The organism is Serratia sp. Ser99 (assembly GCF_024519545.1).
GTDB classification, from domain to species: domain Bacteria; phylum Pseudomonadota; class Gammaproteobacteria; order Enterobacterales; family Enterobacteriaceae; genus Serratia; species Serratia liquefaciens.
Map to the genome: position 1 here is coordinate 179033 of NZ_JALJRT010000007.1, position 18027 is coordinate 197059.

At 56.2% G+C, this 18027-nt stretch carries 11 protein-coding genes; 8 read left to right on the forward strand and 3 right to left on the reverse strand.

What is annotated here, in order from left to right; translation table 11 throughout:
* Positions 1–4: 4 nt before the first annotated feature.
* The 5 genes from bcsZ to NR114_RS15645 all read left to right on the forward strand — a co-directional run bounded on the left by bcsZ (position 5) and on the right by NR114_RS15645 (position 10184).
* Positions 5–1117, forward strand: coding sequence for a cellulose synthase complex periplasmic endoglucanase BcsZ (gene bcsZ, locus NR114_RS15625; RefSeq protein WP_234529278.1), 1113 nt, complete (start codon positions 5–7; stop codon positions 1115–1117).
* Entirely contained in the window at positions 1099–4572 is a 3474-nt protein-coding gene (gene bcsC, locus NR114_RS15630; protein ID WP_234529279.1) for a cellulose synthase complex outer membrane protein BcsC, read from the forward strand. Before bcsZ ends, bcsC begins: the two co-directional genes overlap by 19 nt.
* Before the next feature lie 247 nt (positions 4573–4819).
* Complete coding sequence (hmsP, locus tag NR114_RS15635) at positions 4820–6826, forward strand: biofilm formation regulator HmsP (RefSeq protein WP_116691469.1); 2007 nt, start codon at positions 4820–4822, stop codon at positions 6824–6826.
* Positions 6827–7121: 295 nt separating this feature from the next.
* Entirely contained in the window at positions 7122–8411 is a 1290-nt protein-coding gene (locus NR114_RS15640; RefSeq protein WP_020824742.1) for a dicarboxylate/amino acid:cation symporter, read from the forward strand.
* A gap of 279 nt (positions 8412–8690) precedes the next feature.
* Complete coding sequence (locus tag NR114_RS15645) at positions 8691–10184, forward strand: pitrilysin family protein (protein ID WP_020824743.1); 1494 nt, start codon at positions 8691–8693, stop codon at positions 10182–10184.
* 27 nt (positions 10185–10211) lie between these two features.
* Here the strand turns inward: NR114_RS15645 and ppiC are convergent, their stop codons facing one another.
* Complete coding sequence (gene ppiC / locus NR114_RS15650; protein ID WP_041415145.1) at positions 10212–10493, reverse strand: peptidylprolyl isomerase PpiC; 282 nt, start codon at positions 10491–10493, stop codon at positions 10212–10214.
* A gap of 109 nt (positions 10494–10602) precedes the next feature.
* Between ppiC and rep the strand changes: the two genes are divergently transcribed.
* Positions 10603–12627, forward strand: coding sequence for a DNA helicase Rep (gene rep, locus NR114_RS15655; RefSeq protein ID WP_234529280.1), 2025 nt, complete (start codon positions 10603–10605; stop codon positions 12625–12627).
* A gap of 180 nt (positions 12628–12807) precedes the next feature.
* On the opposite strand, the gene ppx is transcribed toward rep, so the two are convergent.
* Both ppx and rhlB read right to left on the reverse strand, forming a co-directional pair.
* Complete coding sequence (gene ppx / locus NR114_RS15660; RefSeq protein WP_020824746.1) at positions 12808–14304, reverse strand: exopolyphosphatase; 1497 nt, start codon at positions 14302–14304, stop codon at positions 12808–12810.
* Between the two features lie 6 nt (positions 14305–14310).
* Positions 14311–15597, reverse strand: coding sequence for an ATP-dependent RNA helicase RhlB (gene rhlB / locus NR114_RS15665; RefSeq protein ID WP_020824747.1), 1287 nt, complete (start codon positions 15595–15597; stop codon positions 14311–14313).
* 117 nt (positions 15598–15714) lie between these two features.
* Between rhlB and trxA the strand changes: the two genes are divergently transcribed.
* Both trxA and rho read left to right on the forward strand, forming a co-directional pair.
* Complete coding sequence (gene trxA, locus NR114_RS15670; RefSeq protein ID WP_020824748.1) at positions 15715–16041, forward strand: thioredoxin TrxA; 327 nt, start codon at positions 15715–15717, stop codon at positions 16039–16041.
* A gap of 577 nt (positions 16042–16618) precedes the next feature.
* Entirely contained in the window at positions 16619–17878 is a 1260-nt protein-coding gene (gene rho, locus NR114_RS15675; RefSeq protein WP_004950874.1) for a transcription termination factor Rho, read from the forward strand.
* The last annotated feature ends 149 nt before the right edge of the window (positions 17879–18027 follow it).

Below are 18027 nucleotides of genomic sequence, written 5' to 3' on the forward strand. Positions count from 1 at the left end.
TGCCATGCCTGCGAGGTTGAAGCGTCTGACCATCGGCATGCTGCTGCTGTGCGCATTCAGCGCGGCGGCAGCCTGTGAATGGCCGGCCTGGCAACAGTACAAACAGTTTTATATCAGTGAGCAGGGACGAGTGATCGATCCGAGCAGTCCTAACCGAATCACCACCTCGGAAGGCCAGAGTTACGGACTGTTCTTCGCGCTGGTGGCAAACGATCGGCCTGCTTTCGATCAATTGCTGACATGGACGGAAAACAATCTGGCCGCGGGCGATCTCAGTGCGCATTTGCCCGCCTGGTTGTGGGGCGAAAACGAACAAAAACAGTGGACGGTGCTAGACAGCAATTCGGCATCCGATGCCGACCTGTGGATTGCCTACAATTTGCTGGAAGCCGGTCGGTTGTGGAAAAGCCGCCGTTATCAAACCCTTGGCACCCTGTTGTTGCAACGTATCGCTCGTGAAGAAGTGGCGGATATCCCGGGGCTGGGGTTGATGCTGTTACCGGGCAAAGTCGGCTTCGTGGCGGAAGATCGCTGGCGCCTCAATCCGAGCTATTTACCCCCGCAACTGCTGGCACGTTTTGCCGTGCTGAATGGCCCATGGCGGAAGATGCAGCAAACCAACCAGCGGTTGTGGTTGGACACTGCGCCGCACGGCTTTTCGCCGGACTGGGTGGTGTGGCAGGTCGGCAAAGGCTGGCAGCCGGATACCGTCAAACCGAATATCGGCAGTTATGACGCCATCCGGGTTTATTTGTGGGCCGGCATGCTGGCGGACGACGATGAACATAAGGCGGCGTTGCTCAAGCAACTGCAACCTATGGCGCAGCTAACGGCTCAGCAAGGCGTGCCGCCGGAGAAAACCGACACTGCCAGCGGTAAAACCCACGGCGATGGTCCGGTGGGTTTCTCGGCGTCGATGTTGCCGATGTTGGCGCACGAGCCAGAGGCCTTGCAGGTGCAGCGCCAACGTATCAAACAAAACCCGCCTGGCGATCGGGCCTATTTCAGCGCCTCGTTGGCGCTGTTTGGTCAGGGATGGGATCAACAACGTTATCGTTTTAATCGGCAGGGTGAACTTCAACCCTCCTGGGGCGGCCAATGCGTAACTTCCGAATAAACTGGCTGGGCCTGGTGCCTTTAAGCCTGGCGATGCTGCCACAGGCGCAAGGAGCAGAAACCGTTGCGCCGGAACAATGGCTGCTGGAGCAGGTGCGGGTTGGAGAGGCTGGCAACAAAGATGAGTTGGTTCGCCAGTCGCTCTACCGGCTTGAACTGATGGATCCGAATAACCCGGAGGTGATTTCCGCGCGTATGCGTTTGGCATTGCGACAGGGCAATTTGGCATTGGCACAGCAGCAGTTGGATAAGCTGAAACAGATTGCGCCGCAGTCAACTAGCTATCGGCAGGCGGAAATGAACATGCTGCTTACCCAGCCGGAAACCCGCCAAAAGCTGCAGCAGGCGCGGCTGATGGCGACCGCCGGGCGTTTGCCGGAGGCGAAAGCGCAGTATGACGAGCTGTTCCACGGCGATCCGCCGACGTTGGAGTTGGCGGTGGAATACTGGCGGTTGGTTGCGCGGTTGCCGGGACAGGAAGCCGCGGCGCTGAAACAGTTGCAGACGCTGGATCAGCAATATTCCGGCAACGTGCCGCTGCGCATGTCGCTGGCGCGGATGCTATTTAGCCAGGATCGCGACGCCCAGGCCTATGATCTTTTGCAGAAAGTAGCTGCCGATCCTGCCGGACGCGGAGATGCCGCCGATCTGTGGTTGGAGAAAGTCAAAGCGATGCCGGTCAGTCCGCAGAGCGTTGCTGCCCTTAACCGTTTTCTTGGCGTTTTTGAAACCGGCGATCAGGCGGTCAGCGCCCGACAAGAACTGGCCCGGCAGCAGGCGCTGCTGTCGGATCCTGCCTACCAGGCGCGGGTGCGCGGGCTGGCGCAGGTGGACAAGGGCGGCAGTCGTGCCGCCATTCCAGAGTTGAAAAAAGCGTTGGCGGCTTCACCCAATGACGCCGACGTGCTGGGCGCGCTTGGGCAAGCCTATTCCCGCGTCGGTAATCGTCCACAGGCGCTGAGCCTGTTTCGTCAGGCCCTGCAGGCCGATAAAAGCGGCTACGGCGGCAGTAAATGGCAGAGCCTGATCAAGAGCAACAGTTACTGGCTGGCGGTGGATGAAGGTGACAAGGCGCTGAAAGCCGGTAACTTGGCGCTGGCACAGCAAAAATACCAACAGGCGCGACAGATAGACAACGGTGACAGCAGCGCGGTAATTGGCTTGGGCGACGTTGCGGTGGCGCGTAAAGATGATGCTGCCGCCGAACGTTTCTACCAGCAGGCGCTGCGGTTGGATCCCGGCAGCGGCAGCGCGGTACGCGGTCTGGTGAATATTTATCAGCGGCAGTCGCCGGAAAAGGCGCTGGCCTATCTCAACAGCCTGCCACGCGGCCAGCAAAACAAGCTGCGTGGCACGCTGGAAGGTTTGCAGCTCGATATGCTCAAGCAGCAGGCCGACCAGCTCGTACAGCAAAAGCAGTGGCATCAGGCGGCGGAGAAATACCGTCGTGCTCAGCAGATGGATCCCGATGACGTCTGGCTGACTTACCACTATGCGCAGACGCTGCGTCAGGCTGGGCAGCCGGAACAGGCAGATGCTCTGTTCAGTCGACTGGCGCAAAAACAGCGTGCGAATCCGCAGTTGGCATACGCCTATGCGCTGTATCTCTCCGGCAGCGATCGTGATACTCAGGCGTTGGCACAGCTGAATACCCTGCCCGCCGCGCAGTGGAACGACAATATGCGTGAACTGGCGCAGCGCTTGAAGATGCAGGCGACGCTGGAACATGCCGATCGGTTACGTACTGCGGGCGATGAGCCGGGGGCGGTGGCTTATCTGCGCCGCCAGCCGGCGGATACCCGCATTGATCTCCAGTTGGCCGACTGGGCGCTGGCGCGCGGTGAATATGATGCCGCACTGGCTGACTATCAGCGCGTACGGACGCGTGAGCCGAACAACCCGGATGCCAGGTTGGGTGAAATAGAAGCCTATGTAGCGCAGGGCAAGCTGAGTGAAGCACGTCAGCGGCTGCAAACTGCCGCGCCGGACCCGAGCGAATCAGACAACAGCGAGCGGCGGGTGGCTAACGCCTGGTATGCCGTTGGTGAACCGCAAAAAGCGACCGAGATTTTTACCCGGCTGAAAACGACGGCGCCGCTAGCGCCACCCAGCCAGGCGAAGGCGCTGATTTACCGCGACGCGGCACGGCTCGAACGTGATCAACAGCAGCCGGTGCTGGCCCAGCAGGATTATAAACAGGCGATGGTCGCCAGCGGTATTGCCCCTAGTGTGCCGCAGGATAACGACAGTTACACCTACCTGACGCGCAACAATCCGACAGATGACTGGCTTAAACGGGGCATTCGTTCAGACGCGGCGGATCTGTACCGCCAGCAAGACGTGAATGTCACCCTCGACCATGATTATTGGAGCTCCAGTGGCACGGGTGGCATCTCCGATTACAAAGCGCATGACACCATGTTACAGGTCGATATGCCGTGGTATGACGGGCGGGCGTTTTTCCGTTCCGATACCGTACAGTTGGATGCCGGCAGCTTCTCCACCGACGGCAGCGGCAAATATTACGAAACCTTCGGTACCTGCAATACTCAGGGGTGCAGCGGCGATGAGCGTCAGAAAACCACCGGCACCAGCGTGGCCGTGGGGTGGAAAAACGATCGCTGGGCGGGGGATATCGGCACCACACCAATGGGCTTTGAGGTGGTTGACTGGGTCGGTGGACTGGCCTACAGCAATGACTGGAACCACATTGGTTGGACGTTGGCGGCCTCGCGCCGTCCCATTTCCAGCTCATTGCTGGCGTTTGGCGGTACCAAAGACCCAAATACCGGTACCACCTGGGGCGGCGTGCGCGCGACTGGGGTCAGCCTTAGCGCCAGCTACGATCGCGGCGAAGCGCACGGTGTCTGGGCCGACCTCAGCGCACATCAGTTAACCGGCAAAAACGTTGAAGATAATCAGCGTGAACGCTTTATGGCCGGTTATTACTATAAGTTGATCAACGAAGATAATCGCCGCGTCACCGTCGGTCTGAACACCATGCTGTGGCACTACCAGAAGGATTTGAGCGGTTATTCTCTCGGTCAGGGGGGCTATTACAGCCCGCAGCAATATATGTCGCTGGCGATACCGGTAAACTATCGCCAACGTACTGATAATTGGTCCTGGGAGCTGGGCGGTTCGGTGTCGTTGTCCCATTCGAAAACCAACAGCCAGCGGCGTTACCCGCTGCAGGGGCTGATCCCGGATTCGCTGCCGGACAAGTTTGCCGTCGAGGATGGCAGCTCTTCTTCCGGCGTCGGCTATACCCTGCGGGCGATTGTCGAACGGCGTCTCAGTTCGCACTGGACACTCGGTGCCGGCATCGACATCCAGCAGGCAAAAGACTATACCCCGAGCCACGCTTTGATTTACCTGCGCTATTCGCTGGCCGGTTGGCAGGGTGACCTGGATTTACCGCCGCAACCGCTGACGCCTTACGCCGACTTCAAGTAACCCCGCTGAGGGAGATTCGGAGTGTCGGCACAGAGGAGTTTTGCTACCCTGTGTACAGGCTGTGTCCCACAATTGGCTGTGGCGCGCAGCCTTTCATTAGGAAAAGACTGAAACCCTCGTTTTTCTTGGTTTTGCCCTGGGCATGAAGAGATAAAAACAGTCAACAATCGAGTATACTCAGACCGGTTCAAGGGATGGGTATTATTCATCCCTTTTTTATTTCAGCCCGAATTAGCGGAGAGCAGGTTTGCGGGTCAGGCGCTCATTAACGATTAAACAGATGGCAACGGTGTCCGGTGTGGCGCTGGTGACGATCTGTATCTTTATCGTGATCCAGTTATTCCATTTTGTGCAGCAGCGCAGGGATGACTATGCCCAGCAACTGGAAAATATCGCTCATTCGGTACGCCAGCCGCTGGCGGAAGCCGTGCTGCGCATGGACGTGCCGGAAACGAAGAAGGTGCTGAATACGCTGTTGCCGGTGGGCATCCTGACGCGCGCGGATATCGTGCTGCCGAACGAATTTCAGGCACTGCACGCCAACTTCCCGCCGGAACGTCCGGTACCGACAATGATCGCCCGCCTGTTCGAGTTGCCGATCCAGATTTCCGTTCCTCTCTATTCGCTGGAACGCGTGCCGGCCAACCCGCAGCCATTGGCTTATCTGGTGCTGCAGGCCGATTCGTTCCGCATGTATCAATTTATTCTCAGCATGCTGTCGACCATGTTGTCGACCTATTTGCTGCTGGCCTTGATTCTTTCGGTCGCCATTAGCTGGTGTATGAACCGACTGATGGTGCATCCGCTACGCGCGATGGCCAAAGAGCTGGAAAACATTTCCCAGGAAGAAGCGCCTTATCATCAACTCATGTTGCCGGCGCTGCACCAGGACGATGAGCTGGGCTTGCTGGTGCGTAACTACAACCGCAATCAGCAGCGGCTGGCCAAAGCCTATGCCGAACTGAGTCGCATGAGCACTCGCCATCCGGTCACTGAGTTGCCAAATCAGGCGCTGTTCACCGCGCTGCTGGAACAACACATTGCTTCCAGCCTGCGGCCCGAGCGTTTCAATCTGCTGGTAATCGGCATTGAAACGTTGCACGAGGCCTCTGGCGTACTTAATCCGACGATGCGTGAAGCGCTGTTGTTGACGCTGGCGAAGAAATTACGTGAATGCATTGATGAAAACGGCGTGCTGGCGCAGTTAAGCAATACCGAATTCGCCATTCTGGCTAAAGGCGTTGAACGGCCGTTCCACGCCATGCAGTTAGCCCGTCGCATCATGGCGCAGATCAATGCGCCGCTGAGCCTGCAGGAAATGCCGCTGCGGCCCAGCGCCAGTATCGGTATCGCCCATTATCTGAACGCAGGGGAGAGCGCGGAGCAGCTGTTGCGTAGCGCCACCTCGGCGATGATGTCGGCGCATCGCGAAGGCAAAAATCAGGTGTTGTTCTTCGAACCGAGCCTGACGGAACGCACCCAAAAGCGTCTGACGCAGGAAAGTGAGATCTTGCATGCCATTGAGCAGCGTCGTTTCACCCTGTTCCTGCAGCCGCAGATAGATATGCAGTCCAACGCGGTGATCGGCGCGGAAGCATTACTTCGTTGGCAGCAGTACGACGGCAGTTTTACCTTGCCGGCAGACGTCATTCCATTGGCTGAAGAGCTCGGGGTGATTGTGCCGCTGGGTAACTGGGTACTGGAAGAGGCTTGCCGCATCCTGGCGGATTGGCAGACTCGGGGGATCACCCTGCCGCTGGCGGTAAACGTGTCGCCAATCCAGATGCAGCATGAGAATTTTGTCCCGCATCTGAAAAGCCTGCTGGCCCAGCATCGAATTGACCCGCGCAAGCTGCTGCTGGAAATTACCGAAACGGTGCGCATTGACGACCTCGATCGTGCGTTGGCGCTGCTGCGGGAACTGCACGATCTGGGGCTTTCCATCGCGTTGGACGATTTCGGCATGGGCTATTCCAGCCTCAATTACCTCAATCGATTGAAATGCCTGCCGATAGATTTGATTAAAATCGACAAGAGCTTTATTCAGGGACTGCCGATGGACGACGCGATGGTGCGCATCGTCAGTTCGATTTCCGAGGTGCTGGCGCTGCCGGTGATGGCCGAAGGCGTCGAGAATGCCGAACAACGCGATTGGCTGCTGCAGCACGGTATTCATAGCGGTCAGGGGTTTTTGTTTGCCCGCCCGTTGCCGCGCAGCGAATTTGAAGCCGAGTTCTGCCCGCCGCCAGCCTGATTTCCCTCTTGAGCCTTTTGCGGCGGGCGGCATCCACGTTGCCCGCTGGCCCTCTGGCTTGAAATACCCCGCTTTATCTACCCCTTTTGCGTTAGTGCAAAGAAAGGGTTACATCCTTTACAGCCTTGCATTCGGGCTGGCGCGTTTCAGCTCTTAAATTCGTATCAACATGTATCTATTGGTGCAACAAATTATTTCCATGTTGTTAGGCGGGTGTTATTTTCCGCGCAAGCGATGAACAGGCGAGATAACCATAAAACCGCCTGGTGCGTGTCTTCCCCCAAAGGATGTCCATATGAAACTCACTATCTTTAAAAGCCTCTATTTTCAGGTGCTGACGGCGATTACGCTGGGTGTCCTGCTTGGCCATTTCTATCCTGACATTGGCGCACAGATGAAACCTCTGGGCGACGGATTCGTTAAGCTGATTAAAATGATCATCGCTCCGGTGATCTTCTGTACCGTGGTGACCGGCATCGCGGGCATGGAAAGCATGAAGGCCGTTGGCCGTACCGGTGCGATCGCACTGCTTTATTTTGAAATCGTCAGTACCATTGCGCTGCTGATCGGTTTGCTGATTGTCAACCTGGTGCAGCCGGGTGCCGGGATGAACATCGATCCGGGTACGCTGGATGCTAAAGCGGTGGCGGTCTACGCCGAGCAGGCTCAGCAGCAGGGCATCATTCCATTCTTGCTGGATATCATTCCGGGTAGCGTCATCGGCGCCTTCGCCAGCGGTAACATCTTGCAGGTGTTGCTGTTTGCCGTGCTGTTCGGCTTCGCCCTGCACCGCCTGGGTGAGAAAGGCCAGTTAATCTTCAACGTGATCGACAGTTTCTCCCGCGTGATTTTCGGCATCATCAACATGATTATGCGTCTGGCGCCGCTGGGGGCTTTCGGGGCGATGGCATTCACCATCGGTAAATATGGCGTGGGCACGCTGCTGCAGCTTGGCCAGTTGATCGCCTGCTTCTATATCACCTGCGTTCTGTTCGTGGTGGTGGTGCTGGGCTCCATTGCCCGTGCCAACGGCTTCAGCATTTTCAAATTCGTTCGCTATATAAAAGAAGAGCTGCTGATCGTGCTCGGGACCTCTTCTTCCGAGTCGGTGCTGCCGCGCATGCTCGATAAAATGGAGAAGCTGGGTTGTAAGAAATCGGTGGTGGGCCTGGTTATTCCTACCGGCTACTCCTTTAACCTGGACGGCACATCGATTTACCTGACCATGGCGGCGGTGTTTATCGCGCAGGCGACCAACACCCATATGGATATCGTGCATCAGGTGACGTTGCTGGTGGTGCTGTTGCTGTCTTCGAAAGGGGCTGCGGGCGTGACCGGCAGCGGCTTTATCGTGCTGGCGGCGACCATTTCTGCCGTGGGCCACCTGCCGCTGGCCGGTCTGGCGCTGATTCTGGGCATTGACCGCTTCATGTCTGAAGCCCGCGCCCTGACCAACCTGGTCGGTAACGGTGTGGCTACGGTGGTGGTGGCTAAATGGTGTAAACAGCTGGACGAAAAACAGCTGCAAGACACCCTGTCCAACAAGCCGGGTGCAGGTGCCGACAAAACGCTGCCTTCAGCCTGATTTAATCCTCAAATCACCGGTTGCAGCCGCAGCCGGTGACGTTTTATCCCCCCGCGTAATGATTTCTTGCATTTAAAAACCGGTTATCCATTATTTTTCACCCTAATGAGTGACATCCGCAAAGGCGCGCGGTCTAACTCGATGGTACACTTTCTGCTTTCCGCCCCACCGTGAAACTCAGGGCGTTTTTATAGGCTGTGCGTTATGGCCTAATATTCCGGCGAATGGAATATCCGCATTTGCATAAAGAAATTGGATAGTCATTAAGTAGGGGTTCACATGCAGGGCACCAGAATTCATCTCATCGTAGGTGGGCTGCTGTTGGCTGCAGCCAACAGCAGCGTGCAGGCCGAAGCACTGCAACCCGATCCTGCCTGGCAGCAGGGGGCACTGGCCAACGGGTTTTCATGGCAGATACTGGATACACCGCAGCGGCCGAGCGACCGTGTAGAGCTGCGGTTAATGGTTAATACCGGCTCGCTGGTCGAGTCCTCACAGCAGATCGGCTTTGCCCATCTGCTGCCGCGCCTGTCTTTAGCGCGCAGCGAAAGCTTTACGCCACCGCAGTTGCGTTCACTGTGGCAGCAGAGCGTGGATCCTGAGCGGCCTTTGCCGCCGGCCATCAGTTCTTACGATTTCACCATGTATAATCTCAGCTTGCCGAATAACCGCCCAGACTTGCTGAAAGAAGCGCTGGCGTGGCTTTCCGACACCACCGGCAAACTGGCGATCGACGAGCATACCGTGCATGCGGTAATAAACTCCAATGTCGATCCGGTGGGCACTTTCCCACCGAACCCGAAAGATGCCTGGTGGCGATACCGCCTGAAAGGCTCGACGCTGTTGGCGCACGATCCGGCCCAGCCACCGAAGCGACCGGTGAATGTCGATCAACTGAAAAAATTCTACCAGCAGTGGTATACCCCGGACGCCATGACGCTGTACGTGGTGGGCAAGGTAGACAGCCGCAGCCTGGGCGAACAAATCAACAAGGCCTTCTCGCCGCTGAAGGGCAAGCGTGAAACGCCGGCCACCATGCCGACGCTGACGCCGCTGCCACCGCAGCCGGTCAGCCTGATCAGCGAGCAGGTCAAGCAGGATACGCTGTCGATCATGTGGGATGCGCCATGGCACCCGATCCGCGATTCGCAGAATTTGAGCCGCTACTGGCGTGGTGATATGGCCCGCGAGGCGCTGTTCTGGCATCTCCAGCAGGTGCTGGAAAAGAGTGACCAGAAAAACCTGCATCTGGGCTTTGATTGCCGCGTGCAATACCAGCGTGCCCAGTGCGCAATTCATCTCGACACGCCGAATAACAACCTGAACAACAGCCTGGGCTTTATCGCTCGTGAATTGGCTAATGTGCGTAACAACGGGCTGTCGCAGGATGAGTTTAACGCCCTGCTGGCGCAGAAAACCGATCAGTTGAGCAAGTTGTTCGCAACCTATGCCCGCACCGATACGGACGTGCTGATGAGCCAACGCCTGCGTTCACAGCAGAGCGGCGTCGTAGATATCGCACCGGAGCAGTATCAGAAACTGCGCCAGGAGTTCTTGAGCGGATTGACGCTGGAAGCGCTGAATCAGGAGCTGAAACTTCAGCTTTCTCAGGATGCGACGCTGGTGTTGATGCAGCCGAAGGGCGAACCGGAAATGAGCATGAAGCAGTTACAGGAAACCTATAACGGCATTATGTCTCCGGCTCCGGCCGTGGTGTCGGAGGAGGTCAAACCGGCCGATACCGCACCGGCCCCGGAAACCAGCGCACAATAACGGCTGAGGGGGCGTTTGCCCCCTCACTCAGTTGCGGTACAGCACCTTGATAATGTGGTAGCCGAACTGGGTTTTCACCGGGCCGTAGGGCTTCAGCAGCGGAATGCTGAACACCGCTTTATCGAAGGCCGCCACCATGGTGCCCTTGTTGAATTCGCCCAGCGAGCCGCCGTTGCGCTTTGACGGGCAAGTTGAGTATTTGCGCGCCAGCGTGTCAAAACTGACGCCGCGTTTAAGCTTGGCCAGCAGTTCTTCAGCCAGTTTTTCGTTATCTACCAGAATGTGCAGGGCGCACGCCGTCTTTGCCATGGTATTGCCTTTATCGATACAGAAATTGCGCTGATTATACCCGTTAAATCTCATCGGCGCTTTCTGCTACAATCCCCTTCCACGTTATAAAGTCGAGCAATAAAGCGCCATGCGATTAAACCCCAGCCAACAACAAGCCGTCGAATTCGTTACCGGGCCCTGCCTGGTGCTGGCCGGTGCAGGTTCCGGCAAGACGCGCGTCATCACCAACAAGATTGCTCACCTGATCCATAATTGTGGCTATCAGGCGCGGCACATCGCCGCCGTGACCTTTACCAATAAGGCCGCGCGTGAGATGAAAGAACGTGTGGCGCAAACCATGGGGCGCAAAGAGGCGCGCGGTTTGATGATTTCTACGTTCCACACCCTGGGGCTGGAAATCATCAAGCGGGAATATGCCGCGCTGGAGATGAAATCCAACTTCTCGCTGTTCGACGATCAGGACCAGTTGGCGCTGCTGAAAGAGCTGACCGAAAAATGGCTGGAAAATGACAAGACGCTGGTGGCGCAGTTGATTTCCACCATCTCCAATTGGAAGAATGATCTGGTCGATCCCAAGAAGGCGATGGAGCTGGCGCGCTCTGAACGCGACAAGCTGTTCGCGCATTGCTACGGTCTGTATCACGCGCACATGCGTGCCTGTAACGTATTGGATTTCGACGATTTAATTCTGTTACCGACCCTGCTGTTGCAGCGCAATGAAGAGGTGCGCGAGCGTTGGCAGAACCGAATCCGCTACCTGTTGGTGGACGAATATCAGGACACCAACACCAGCCAATACGAGCTGGTAAAACTGTTGGTGGGTAACCGTGCGCGTTTCACCGTGGTGGGGGATGACGATCAGTCAATCTACTCCTGGCGCGGTGCGCGCCCGCAAAACCTGGTGCTGTTGAAGGAAGACTTCCCGGCGCTGCAGGTGATCAAGCTGGAGCAGAACTACCGTTCGAGCGAGCGTATTCTGAAGGCGGCGAACATTCTGATCGCCAATAACCCGCACGTATTTGAAAAACGGCTGTTTTCCGAACTGGGTTACGGCGAAGAGCTGAAGGTGGTGACCGCCAATAATGAGGATCACGAGGCCGAGCGCGTAGTGGGTGAACTGATAGCTCACCATTTCGTGAAGAAAACCAACTACGGCGATTATGCGATCCTCTATCGTGGCAACCATCAGTCGCGGCTGTTTGAAAAAATGCTGATGCAAAACCGTATTCCCTACAAGATCTCCGGCGGCACCTCGTTTTTCTCGCGGCCGGAAATCAAGGATCTGCTGGCCTACCTGCGCGTCCTGACCAATCAGGATGATGACAGCGCCTTCCTGCGTATCGTCAATACGCCAAAACGCGAGATTGGCCCGGCGACGTTGCAAAAGCTGGGTGAATGGGCAAACCAACGCAATAAAAGCCTGTTCCGTGCCAGTTTTGATCTTGGATTGAGCCAACACCTGACCGGACGCGGGCTGGAGTCTTTGCAACGCTTCACTCACTGGCTGGACGGCATCGCCCAACTGGCGGAGCGCGAGCCGGTGGCTGCGGTGCGTGACCTGATCCACGGTGTAGATTACGAGAGCTGGCTGTTCGAAACCTCTCCCAGCCCGAAAGCCGCCGAAATGCGCATGAAAAACGTCAATACGCTGTTCGGCTGGATGACGGAAATGCTGGAAGGCAGCGAGCTGGATGAGCCGATGACGCTGACCCAGGTGGTGACGCGCTTTACCCTGCGCGACATGATGGAACGCGGTGAAAGCGATGAAGAGCTGGATCAGGTGCAACTGATGACGCTGCATGCCTCCAAAGGGTTGGAGTTCCCCTATGTGTTTCTGGTGGGGATGGAGGAAGGGTTATTGCCGCATCAGAGCAGCATTGACGAAGATAACGTTGATGAAGAGCGACGCTTGGCCTACGTAGGCATCACTCGCGCCCAAAAGGAGCTGATTTTCACGCTGTGCCGCGAGCGTCGTCAATATGGCGAGTTGGTTCGCCCGGAGCCGAGCCGTTTCTTGTTGGAACTGCCGCAGGATGACCTGGCGTGGGAAAGTGAGCGCAAAGTGGTCAGTCCGCAGGAAAGGATGCAAAAAGGGCAGAGCCATCTGGCCAATATTCGTGCTCAGTTGGCCAAGGCCAAGGGCAGCAACTAGAAGAAAGGGCGCGGTTAGCGCCCTCAGATGGCTGACAAAGTCCTTTGCAGTTAAACGTCCTGATCTTGGGGCTAATAAAAACAAAGGATTATGTCTTCTGATTTACCCCCAAACATCCGAAAACCACGTTTTTCGGGTGTTTGTCATCAGACTAAGGGCGCGGTTAGCGCCCTTGTCATTTTAACGTTGTTCTTCCAGTATCAGCGGCCAGTGAACGTAACTTTGCCAATGGCTTTCCTGCTCCAGCGCTTCTGCCCGTAACGGGTGCTGCTCCAGCCAGCCAGGCGGCAGGATCACCGTCAGCTCGTCATCATGATTGGCGCGCAGACGCACCGCAGGCAGCGTGTCGTCGCGGCGACGGCTGGCAAAGATGATCGCCAGGCGTAAAATCCGGCATAAACGTTGTGCCGTACGTGGTGGCAGGGCGTTTTGCTGGCTCAGCAGTGGCAAGTCGAGGGTGTTGCTCTGGTTTTGCAGCAGGGTGGCTAACAGTTTTTTCTGTGCCGGGGTGAAACCGGGTAAATCCAGATGGCGAATCAGGTAAGCGGCGTGTTGCGGCGCCTGCTTGAAATCAACGCTGAGGCCGATTTCGTGGATCAGACAGGCGCTGTGCAATAACTCGCGACATCGTGCGTCCAACTGCCATTCATTGCTCACCTGCTGCGAGAAATTGGCGGCCAGTTGGCTGACGCGCTCGGCCTGTTCAGTATCCAACAGATAACGCCGTTGCAGGTTGCGAATGGTGCGACTGCGGATATCCTGTTCGACCGGCAAATGCAGCATGCCGTAAACCAGACCTTCGCGTAGCGCACCGCCGGCCAACATCATGCTTTCAATGCCCAACTCCTGGAAGATCGCCAGCAGAATGGACAGCCCGCTTGGGAATACCAAGGCGCGCTCCAGCGTTAGCCCTTCAATTTCCAGTTCTTCCAGCTTGCCGCACTGAATGGCGCGCTGTTTCAATTGGCGCAGCTTGGATAGGGTGATGCGTTCATCCATGCCCTGCGCCACCATGATTTCCTGCAGCGCCTGGACGGTGCCGGAAGCGCCGACGCAGATTTGCCAGCCGTGCTGACGCAGCTGCGGTGCTATCGGGCGCACCATTTCACGCGCAGCCTGTTCGGCCCGCTCGAAGTTTTCCTGCCCCAGATTACGATCGGTGAAGAACCGTTCCAGCCAGGTGACGCAGCCCATCGACAGGCTATACAACTGAGCGGCCTGCGCACCGGTCCCCGTGACCAGCTCTGTGCTGCCGCCGCCGATATCGACCACCAAACGTTGGTCCGGACCGCCGGTGGTATGGGCTACACCGTGGTAAATCAGGCGCGCTTCTTCCTCGCCGCTGATCACCTGGATCGGGCATCCGAGAATCTGCTCGGCGGTCTGCAGGAATTCATCGGCATTGGACGCCAGCCGCAGCGTGGCCGTGGCGACCACGCGAATTTGCTCGCGAGGGATGTCCTGCAGGCGTTCGGCGAACAGCTTCAGGCATTGCCATCCGCGTTGCATGGCCTCATGCGACAGAAGGTTGTTCTGATCCAGTCCGGCCGCCAGACGCACTTTGCGCTTGATGCGCGCCAGGGTCTGAATACTGCCGGCCACCTCGCGCACCACCAACATGTGGAAGCTGTTGGAGCCGAGATCGATAGCGGCATAAAGTGCGCTGGAACTGAGCATTGTCTATCAGCCTGAACGTTTACGGTTGTTGCGCGGCGCACCGCCACGACGTGGCGCTGAGTTACGACGTGGACCGTTGCCGCCGCGTGGGCGAGCCAGGCGTTTCGGCGCAGGCAGGTCAGTCAGTAACGCATCGCTGTTGTACTTGCTCACCGGAATGCTGTGGCCGGTATAGGTTTCGATCGCCGGCAGGTTGAGCGCGTACTCTTCACAGGCCAGGCTGATGGAATGGCCACTTTCGCCAGCACGGCCGGTACGACCGATACGGTGGACGTAGTCTTCGCAGTCGTCAGGCAAGTCGTAGTTGAATACGTGCGTCACCAACGGGATGTGCAGACCGCGAGCGGCGACGTCGGTGGCGACCAGAATATCCAGGTTGCCCTTGGTGAAATCGTCGAGAATGCGCAGGCGTTTTTTCTGCGCCACATCGCCGGTCAACAGGCCTACGCGGTGACCATCGGCGGCCAGGTGGCCCCAGACGTCTTCACAGCGGTGCTTGGTGTTGGCGAAGATGATGCAGCGGTCTGGCCACTCTTCTTCGATCAACGTCTGCAGCAGACGCATCTTTTCTTCGTTAGAAGGGTAGAACAGCTCTTCTTTAATGCGGTGGCCGGTTTTTTGTTCCGGTTCCACTTCGACATATTCAGCGTTGTTCATCTGCTCGAAAGCCAGTTCGCGTACGCGATAGGACAGGGTGGCAGAGAACAGCATGTTCAGGCGTTGATCGACCGCAGGCATGCGGCGGAACAACCAGCGAATGTCTTTGATAAAGCCCAGATCGTACATACGGTCGGCTTCATCCAGCACCACGACCTGGATTGCGCCCAGATCGATATAGTTCTGTTTGGCGTAATCGATCAAACGACCGGTAGTACCGACCAGGATATCCACGCCGCTTTCCAGCACTTTCAGCTGTTTGTCGTAGCCGTCGCCGCCATACGCCAGGCCAAGTTTTAGGCCGGTGGATTGGGACAGGGCTTCCGCGTCGGAGTGGATCTGTACCGCCAGTTCACGCGTTGGCGCCATGATCAAGGCGCGCGGCTGGTTGGTCTGGCGATCCTGTTTCGCCGGGTGAGAAAGCAAATAGTGAAAAGTAGACGCTAAAAATGCCAGCGTCTTTCCGGTACCGGTTTGCGCCTGACCTGCAACGTCACGCCCGGAGAGCGTGAGCGGCAATGCTAACGCCTGGATAGGCGTGCAATGTTGAAACCCTTTCTTTTCAAGGGCTTCAAGGACTAACGGGTGCAGGGCGAAGTCGGAAAACTTCTGTTCGGTCAAGTGTGTTTTGCTCATAGTGTGGTAGAATATCAGCTAACTATTGCTTTACGAAAGCGTATCCGGTGAAATAAAGTCACCTTAGGTTGGTTAATGCTACACCAACAAGGTAGACACAATCCTTTGGAGTAGAACATGAGCGATAAAATTATTCACCTGACTGACGGCAGCTTCGAAAACGACGTGCTGAAAGCTGAAGGGCCAATCCTGGTCGATTTCTGGGCTGAATGGTGTGGACCGTGCAAGATGATTGCTCCGATTCTGGATGAGATTGCCGAGGAGTTCGAAGGCAAGCTGACCATCACCAAGCTGAATATCGACCAAAACCCGGCAACCGCACCTAAGTACGGTATCCGTGGTATCCCTACGCTGTTGCTGTTCAAGAACGGTGAAGTGGCCGCGACCAAGGTTGGTGCGCTGTCCAAAGGCCAGCTCAAAGATTTCCTTAACGCGAATCTGTAATCGGGCGGGATGCCCTATGCCCAAGGGGTCTGACGTTGCGGTCAAAAAGCCGCGAAGTGAGAGACTACGGGGATATACAGGCGTCTAGCGGGGATGTTCAATTCACCGCTAGACGCCTGCCAAGAAGCGTGTTAAGTTTAACCATACTGCATATAGAACTTGCCCGAAGTTTTAAATCTAAAGAGTCTAAATCTAAAGCTTTACTCTGTGTTGAACCGCTGGCGTTGAAAGAAAAAATGAACTCAGCCCGTGTTTTAACAATCAAACGGTTTTGCAAAATCAATTTTAAGGTACCTTCGATCTTAAACCGTCAATGCGCGCGTCCTCTGTAAGCCATTTCTTACCGTGACGGCTCAGCGCCCGGCGATCGAACGTCCAGTAAACAGGCACGAATATCCAAAGGATTTCAAGGTGTGGCCCGTCGGCAACCGAACGAATCTCTGCAGCTTAGTCCGCTAAGTGGCGGGGTAAGCAAGGAAGGCCAAGGCGACCACCAGAAAGACGAAAGATATATCCCGCTGCCATACCATTCACGATATAAGTTCGAGACATACCCCGAGTTTAAGAACCCACCACTATGAATCTTACCGAATTAAAGAATACGCCGGTTTCTGAGCTGATTACTCTCGGCGAAAATATGGGGCTGGAAAACCTTGCCCGCATGCGCAAGCAGGACATTATCTTCTCTATCCTTAAGCAGCATGCGAAAAGTGGAGAAGATATCTTCGGCGATGGCGTGTTGGAGATATTGCAGGATGGATTTGGTTTCCTCCGCTCTGGAGACAGTTCCTACCTTGCAGGCCCCGACGACATCTACGTATCCCCCAGCCAAATCCGCCGTTTTAACCTCCGTACAGGTGACTCCGTTTCCGGTAAGATTCGTCCGCCAAAAGAAGGCGAGCGCTACTTTGCCCTGTTGAAAGTTAACGAAGTTAACTACGACAAACCGGAAAACGCCCGCAGCAAGATCCTGTTCGAGAACTTAACCCCACTGCATGCCAACTCCCGTCTGCGGATGGAACGCGGTAACGGTTCAACCGAAGACCTGACGGCTCGTGTGCTGGATCTGGCCTCGCCGATTGGCCGTGGTCAGCGTGGTCTGATTGTTGCTCCGCCGAAAGCCGGTAAAACTATGCTGCTGCAGAACATTGCACAAAGCATCGCTTACAACCATCCAGACTGTGTGTTGATGGTTCTGCTGATTGACGAACGTCCGGAAGAAGTTACCGAGATGCAGCGTCTGGTGAAGGGCGAAGTTATCGCTTCTACCTTTGACGAGCCGGCTTCCCGCCACGTCCAGGTTGCAGAAATGGTGATCGAGAAGGCCAAGCGCCTGGTTGAGCACAAGAAAGACGTTATCATCTTGCTCGACTCCATCACCCGCCTGGCGCGTGCCTACAACACCGTAGTACCGGCTTCCGGTAAAGTGTTGACCGGTGGTGTGGATGCCAACGCCCTGCATCGTCCCAAGCGTTTCTTCGGTGCGGCACGTAACGTTGAGGAAGGCGGCAGCCTGACCATCATCGCTACCGCGCTGGTCGACACCGGGTCGAAAATGGACGAGGTTATCTACGAAGAGTTTAAAGGTACCGGCAACATGGAATTGCATCTGGCGCGTAAAATCGCCGAGAAGCGCGTATTCCCTGCGATTGACTACAACCGCTCCGGTACCCGTAAAGAAGAATTACTCACCACGTCTGAAGAACTGCAGAAAATGTGGATCCTGCGTAAAATTATTCACCCAATGGGCGAAATTGACGCAATGGAATTCCTCATTAACAAGTTGGCCATGACCAAAACCAACGATGAATTCTTCGATATGATGAAGCGCTCATAAATGACGATGCGCTCATAATTGAGTAAAAAATTCAGAGAACGCCACGCCTAGTCGTGGCGTTTTTTGCTTTTGGCAGATACGATAAGTAACAGAAATGGAAACGTAAGTTATTTTCATGGCTTACTGAGAATTCATCTTATTTGCGGTCG

Bases quoted from the DNA above. Each gene is read 5' to 3' on its own strand.
- bcsZ (WP_234529278.1), top strand. From the start codon at position 5: ATGCCTGCGAGGTTGAAGCGTCTGACCATCGGCATGCTGCTGCTGTGC.
- NR114_RS15640 (WP_020824742.1), top strand. From the start codon at position 7,122: ATGAAACTCACTATCTTTAAAAGCCTCTATTTTCAGGTGCTGACGGCG.
- rep (WP_234529280.1), top strand. From the start codon at position 10,603: ATGCGATTAAACCCCAGCCAACAACAAGCCGTCGAATTCGTTACCGGG.
- rhlB (WP_020824747.1), bottom strand. From the start codon at position 15,597: ATGAGCAAAACACACTTGACCGAACAGAAGTTTTCCGACTTCGCCCTG.
- ppx (WP_020824746.1), bottom strand. From the start codon at position 14,304: ATGCTCAGTTCCAGCGCACTTTATGCCGCTATCGATCTCGGCTCCAAC.
- trxA (WP_020824748.1), top strand. From the start codon at position 15,715: ATGAGCGATAAAATTATTCACCTGACTGACGGCAGCTTCGAAAACGAC.
- rho (WP_004950874.1), top strand. From the start codon at position 16,619: ATGAATCTTACCGAATTAAAGAATACGCCGGTTTCTGAGCTGATTACT.
- bcsC (WP_234529279.1), top strand. From the start codon at position 1,099: ATGCGTAACTTCCGAATAAACTGGCTGGGCCTGGTGCCTTTAAGCCTG.
- NR114_RS15645 (WP_020824743.1), top strand. From the start codon at position 8,691: ATGCAGGGCACCAGAATTCATCTCATCGTAGGTGGGCTGCTGTTGGCT.
- ppiC (WP_041415145.1), bottom strand. From the start codon at position 10,493: ATGGCAAAGACGGCGTGCGCCCTGCACATTCTGGTAGATAACGAAAAA.